Here is a 6,000-nt window from a genome sequence, read left to right on the forward strand (position 1 = left end):
TTTTAATGCTAAAAACGCGAGAGTGTTTTTGATTACCATGCGGCCGTTTAAGGAGCGTGCCACAACAAGGGGAGCCAGTGGGAAAAAGCTATTACACCACTGTATGGCAACTCGTGCCGATTACAGGGCATGATGATGGAAGTGGCAGAGGTGAATATGGTGCAGCTGTAGGGGGGAGGGGGCGATGCCTACGGTGCTTGCTAGCCTACGCACTCTAGAATCTTAGGCATAGTACCAGTGTACTGCGAAGCAAGCAAGCGATCGCACCAGGGAAAACGCATCTTATTTACTAATAAAAACTAAGAAAGATTTCAAAATAATATAGATAATTGCAAAAATTTTGAGAATGATAAACAAAATAAATCAACAAGTTTTCCAAACTCTGAATTAACTTATCTTTAGATGAATCACTAAATGTAGTTCTTTTTTCTGCTGAACGTCACAATATCATGTTTGACTTTAAGGTTATCTTTTTAGCATAGCGATCACTTACCACCACTGCATACAGCGCGGTCACGACAATTAGCGATACCTTGCTCGTATCTGGGTTCGACTGCCTAAGAGGCTCTAACGCTTTACTGAAGGAATAACCTCGCTTGTGTTAACTTTGAGTTGAGGCTACCACATTTTCCTTCATGGTGGTGAAATTTTTTCATTGGGACTGCCTTGCCCGAAGGGCTTATCACAAGTGTCTTTGCTACTTTCCCCCCATTTGTTTCAAATACTCCTCTCGTTTAATAAAGGCAACCTTGAGAGCCAGTCGAGATTGGGTAGCTTCTGGCAATACAGGGGTGACAGTGTGCCAGGAGTGGTCTGAATTCACGAAAATGATTGAGGTATTGAGTCGTGGTGGAATTTGCTGATATACGTCCTTGGCTTGGTCAGATTTCAATATGCGTAAACAACCGCCCCAGGTTGGGTTCCATTGTTGATTGAAATAGAACATTTGCACCATACGGCAAATGGTGGTATCGGTATGGGGAGGAAAGGTATTTTCTTTTTCATAACGGAACAAGTAGATGAACATTAAATCGTCCATCAGGTTTAAGCCTGTTAGTTCCCCAAGAGCGGCTCGATAAGCAGTTGAGCGTAGGTCTTCTACTAGCTCCTGCCAAAGGTCGTTTAGTTTCGGTGGCGAAGTTATCAGTGGTTTATTCCACTCCTGAATCTCATCGTAGACCATTCGGACTGGAAACAAAGAGCCTCTTTCTTGATAAAATTCGGATTTAGGATAGCTGTTGGCTAACTCCAAACTCTCGCTCTCAGGCAAAAAGTTTTCTAAATATGCCCAGGGATAAGGTACAGATTGCATTGTCGCTTTCGCGATGGTATCTAAATCAAGCATGGCACTAACTTTATATGTAGATGAAACTAACTTTAGTTAACTTAATACTTTGCATCTAGGTCAAAAACTGGGTTTCTTGAGAAAGATGGCGCAAGAAGACCTTAATTTTTCGTATTCGATACCCGGTTTTTTAGGTCTTGTTGAGAATGGTGCACTCCGGTCAGTTAAGTAAGTATTTAAAAAGGTCATCTAAAGCCAAATTGGCGGTTATTGGGCCACTGCCTATCCAGTAAATTCCTACTGGATAAACTTGACCGTGCTGTACTGCCTTCAACTTTGACCATAGGGAAGTCCCTGGCATCTGCTTTATGGTTTTTTGATTGCGCTCAAAAACAGAATGTGAAATCCGCTTGTCGAACGTGAAGTCAAAAATGACATCTTCATCAACTGACAACAATTCTTCCTCTGAAATCAGATACCAAGCGCCAGCTATTTTTAAATGATCATCGGTTGCTCCGCTTGCAGATAATCTCTGCTGAACCAGACCTGCATCTTCAAAAATGCCCCTTGAGAAACTATCCGGATCTCTGAGAAATAGCCGCACAATTCCGTTATTAACACTAATAAGTGACACCCTGGTTGAAGAAAGTTTCGCGCCCATAGTAGCTCTAAATGAGCGTAAGCGAGAGTAGTAAAGGGCAATGACTTTTTGGGCACGCTCAGTTTTGCCTAAGATGGTCGCCATCTGCAAAAAATGGGATTTCCAATCCTGAACGCTGTTAATGTGTATAAGTACAGTCGGCGCTATGTGTGACAGTAAGGGGTAGATATTCTGATTCTCTTCTAAACCTAAAATGATATCTGGCTTGAGAGCTAATACCTTTTCTATATTTATCGGAAAACTCGCACCTCCCACTTCCACAATGTCTTTCTTCGTTAGTGGGTCAATCTTTAACCAGTCAAGCCATTCTAGCGATCCTCCAATGGGTTTTACTCCTAAAGCCAGTGCATCTTCTAACAAGGGAGTGTCTAGGATGACTACTCTGCGTGGGGGAACGCTCACTCTCGTCTGCTCCAACCTATATTTGAGGTTACGGACGCTATTTGCTACAGTGGAGAGGCGTGGTGGCTGACTATGAGCCGAATCGTACTCGTAGTTACAACTAGATACTACTCCTAACATCAACAGTCCAACTAACAGCAGTTGTATTAGTAAATTCACAGCTTAAAACTCCCAGCCCACGCTCAAATATGCCTCAAAGGGGGCACCCGGAAAAACTTGCGTTTGACCGTTAGCCCCAACGTAGTAAAGGGTGTTAAACAAATTCTGGAGATTGAGTTGTACTCGCAACTTGTTGCGGCGATAGTAAAGAGCAGCATCAGTGCGGAAGTAAGAGGGTAATGTAAAGGTGTTTGCCAAATCTCCATAGCGATCGCCCACATAAAAAAGACCCAGCCCACCGCCAAATCCTTTCCAAGATCCGGTGGGAATAATGTATGTCGTCCACAAAGAAGCGGTGTTTTGAGGAACGTTAAGAAAATTCCCAACTTTGATGCTGTTGTCTTTAGTAACGCGCGGATCAATCTAGTTGTAGGAGAAAATGATGTTCCAACCCGGTGCGATTTCTCCTGTGCTATGTAGTTCAATCCCCCGACTTCTCTGTTCCCCAGTTTGGATTCTAAAGCGAGAATTATTGGGATCGACTGTTGTAAGGTTAGTCTGAGTCAAATCATATAAAGCTAAAGTGGTAGATAACTTATGATTGAGTAAGTCTGTTTTCACTCCGACTTCATACTGAGTTCCACGGGTAGGTACAAAGGATTTTCCCTGCGCGTCAGTACCAGTTACCTGCTGAAAAGATTGGCTGTAGCTGGCGTAGAGGCTAAGGGGTTTAATCGGTTGATAAACTACGCCTAAGCGTGGACTGAAGGCATTATTATCTTGACTAGTTCTCTGTCCACTCAAGTTGTCGAGAGAGCCTGTATTTAGCCAGTCGAAGCGCCCTCCTAAAAGGAACTTGAGGTTGTCAGTTAGTGAGATTTGGTCTTGAAGATAATTCAAGCGATACAACAAAGTCCGATCCTGATTCAATGGACCAGAGATGTCAATTGAGGGTTCAACAGTTTTCTCAGAGCCAACGCGTATCTGACCAAAATAGTACGGTTCTGATAATGGCTGTTTAGTGACACGGTTAATCACACCACCTGGGGATAGTTGTCCGTATAGCACCGAAGCCGGACCGCGTAGAAGTTCAATTCGCTCTGTGTTAGCAGTGTCAACAGTGTTTATTCCTGATAAATCTTTTAAACCGTTACGAAATAAAGTGCTACCAAAGCCTCGGATCGAAAAAGAATCGAACAGCGTCGATGGAAATCCAGTTGTGATAACGCCTGCTGTTCGCAGTACCTCTCCCTGGTTTTGCGCGTCCAAATCATCGATTAACTGGCGAGGGAACACCTGAATTGATTGAGGAATCTCAAGTAGGTCTGTTGGTGTCTTTGTTGCTGTAGTTGTATTATTGACTTTATAACCTGTTTCAGGCGGTGCTGTCACCTCTAATTCAATTGGTGCTTGGTTTTCACTAGTTGGCGGTTTTTGCTGTGGCGGGGGTGATTGCTGTGCTGTAGATGTAGTATTTGTCACCCCAATCACTAATCTTTCAGGACTGTCAAACAACTCTACTGCTGGTACACCCACTTCACCTATAACTGTCACCCGTATGGTATTAACATTAATGTTGGTAACAGTCACCTCGGTAATTCCTGGTGCTGGCTTTGATTGCCGAAATGTATTGCCACCAATCAAACGCAACTGAGTGTTAGGTATGTCTGCAATGTATGAGTTACCCTGAGTTTTTGGAGTTAGCTGCAAGCGTTGGCTGTTGACACCCGTCTGTAAAATTACTTCCAAACCCTTACTTATACTATTGACCTTCACTGCCGTTACTGGTATAACTTGTGCTTGTTCGGAAGGTATAGGTGACGACTGTACTAACTTTTGGGCATCGGTAAACCCATGCTTTGTTTGCTTGAAACTGTGAATTTTTCTGAGAGGTACAACTGAGTTTGTGATTGTTTGTTGAGCTAGTAGTTGCTGCTGATAATCCGGTATTTCTGCCGTTCTAATCGATCGAGCGATCGCAGGTAGAAGTTTCCCTATAAACATTACTATTACCGAAGTAGTTAATCATACACTCTGCCAGAAAAAATAATTTAATCTCTGCGGCTTCATTGAAACTTCCTCACACACTTACTCATCTATCCCTCACTAGGCGCTCTGAGTCAAGGTATAAAAGATAAGTGAAAAACCTATTACCCTTTATCCAAAACTCTGTAACAATCTCACTCCAAGATAAATTTTTCTTGAATTGGGGTTGTGACATCAGCTACATTATTGAACTTATGTTGAATATTACCAACAAAGTTGAGGATAATTTGAAAAAGATTTTTACTCCCAATCTCAACAAATCTTGTGGCTACACAGACAATAACTGCTCATCTAGTAACTGAAATCACGGAATCAAGTAGCTTTCGATGATTTTCATCAAGTTAACTGCTATTTGATGGGAGCAAGTGCTTTGTCAGAGTATCTTTACCAAGTACAGCACAAACTAGCCAAAATTATTGGTAATATCATCGCATATAACTTACATCTCTATTTGTAAGGTGATTGCTATTCGTGAGGAGGAAACTTAGTATGCGATGATCGCACCAAAGGCAATTTTTCCTCTAAGAATTTTTTGAAGGCGATGCCTGCGGCGGTAAACTACGCCTTATGACTAACTGATGCCTTGGCAATCCGCAGTAACTATTGACTATGAACTGTTGGCTATGGACTAATGATTAATGACTAATTACCATGTGACCAAGTGACGTACCAAACCATTCATGTTGTAGCTCCTGAATGTGGCAATACCTAATAAAGTAGAAGAACTCAAAGCAGTATTATTGGGACTGATTGAACCAACAAGACTTGAAGCAGGTGTCATTAAATATGAACTTTTACAAAATCAATCAGATCCAACAGATTTTACTTTTGTACAAGAGTGGGAAGGAGCGGCAGCACTGGATACTCATTTAGCGTCAGTCCGGGAGCAAGTACCAATGGCCAAGCTAGAAGGATTAATAGCTGCGCCACCAGATATCCGACATTATTCTATTTTGGCTGCGATCGCCTAGTATCCAAAAAGTGGAATCTTGAAATGGTTGCACACAGTGCGTTGGTTCTTTAATTCTTCTCGCCAGGGCTTGAGGGCAATGCCTCCGACGGGCGTTTGAGCCATCGCACTCTTTGATTTTCGGTATAGCAGCAGTGTACTGCTTTGTCACAAGCGATACTTGCGGTTCTTGCTAGCCTACGCCCCATGAGTGCAACGTTTCCTCTAAGAATGGTTCCAAACAAGAGTGAGCGCTTTCATCTGTATTTATTTTGCTGCAAGGGTTCTTGGGCGATCGCCTTGGTGGTGTTTACCTCTGAGAGCTACACTGATGCCTAGAGTGCCAAGAGCTAGTAGACCTAATGTAGAACTTGATTCGGGAATTGATTTCAAAACTGGATCTGCACGGAAAATACCGTTGATAGTCTTACCACTGTCATCTATAAGCTCGGCATAAAATGAGATTTGACCGGAATTATTTAGACTCCCGCTCGAAAAAACATTCGTCACAGTGCCACCTAAAAGAGAGTCTCCAACACCAATCACCTTATCTGCAAC

General features: G+C 42.7%; 4 protein-coding genes and 2 pseudogenes. 2 read left to right on the top strand and 4 right to left on the bottom strand.

What is annotated here, in order from left to right:
* The first annotated feature begins 56 nt into the window (after nt 1-56).
* Nucleotides 57-218: a hypothetical protein gene (locus V7L29_RS13405; protein ID WP_334735785.1), complete on the top strand. Its 162-nt coding sequence runs from the start codon at nt 57-59 to the stop codon at nt 216-218.
* Nucleotides 219-697: 479 nt separating this feature from the next.
* On the opposite strand, the gene V7L29_RS13410 is transcribed toward V7L29_RS13405, so the two are convergent.
* The 3 genes and pseudogenes from V7L29_RS13410 to V7L29_RS13420 form a co-directional block, all read right to left on the bottom strand.
* On the bottom strand, nt 698-1,345 hold the full coding sequence (locus V7L29_RS13410) for a 2OG-Fe(II) oxygenase family protein (protein ID WP_334735786.1): 648 nt from the start codon (nt 1,343-1,345) through the stop codon (nt 698-700).
* Between the two features lie 160 nt (nt 1,346-1,505).
* Entirely contained in the window at nt 1,506-2,507 is a 1,002-nt protein-coding gene (locus V7L29_RS13415; RefSeq protein WP_334735787.1) for an iron-siderophore ABC transporter substrate-binding protein, read from the bottom strand.
* 3 nt (nt 2,508-2,510) lie between these two features.
* Nucleotides 2,511-4,451 (bottom strand): annotated as a pseudogene (locus V7L29_RS13420) (TonB-dependent receptor domain-containing protein).
* Between the two features lie 740 nt (nt 4,452-5,191).
* Here V7L29_RS13420 and V7L29_RS13425 point away from each other — a divergent pair.
* Nucleotides 5,192-5,464, top strand: coding sequence for a putative quinol monooxygenase (locus V7L29_RS13425; RefSeq protein ID WP_334735788.1), 273 nt, complete (start codon nt 5,192-5,194; stop codon nt 5,462-5,464).
* Between the two features lie 245 nt (nt 5,465-5,709).
* Here V7L29_RS13425 and V7L29_RS13430 read toward each other — a convergent pair.
* Nucleotides 5,710-6,000: pseudogene (locus tag V7L29_RS13430) on the bottom strand (hypothetical protein); the annotation flags it as partial.

This window comes from Nostoc sp., from assembly GCF_036916575.1.
Classification (GTDB): domain Bacteria; phylum Cyanobacteriota; class Cyanobacteriia; order Cyanobacteriales; family Nostocaceae; genus Nostoc.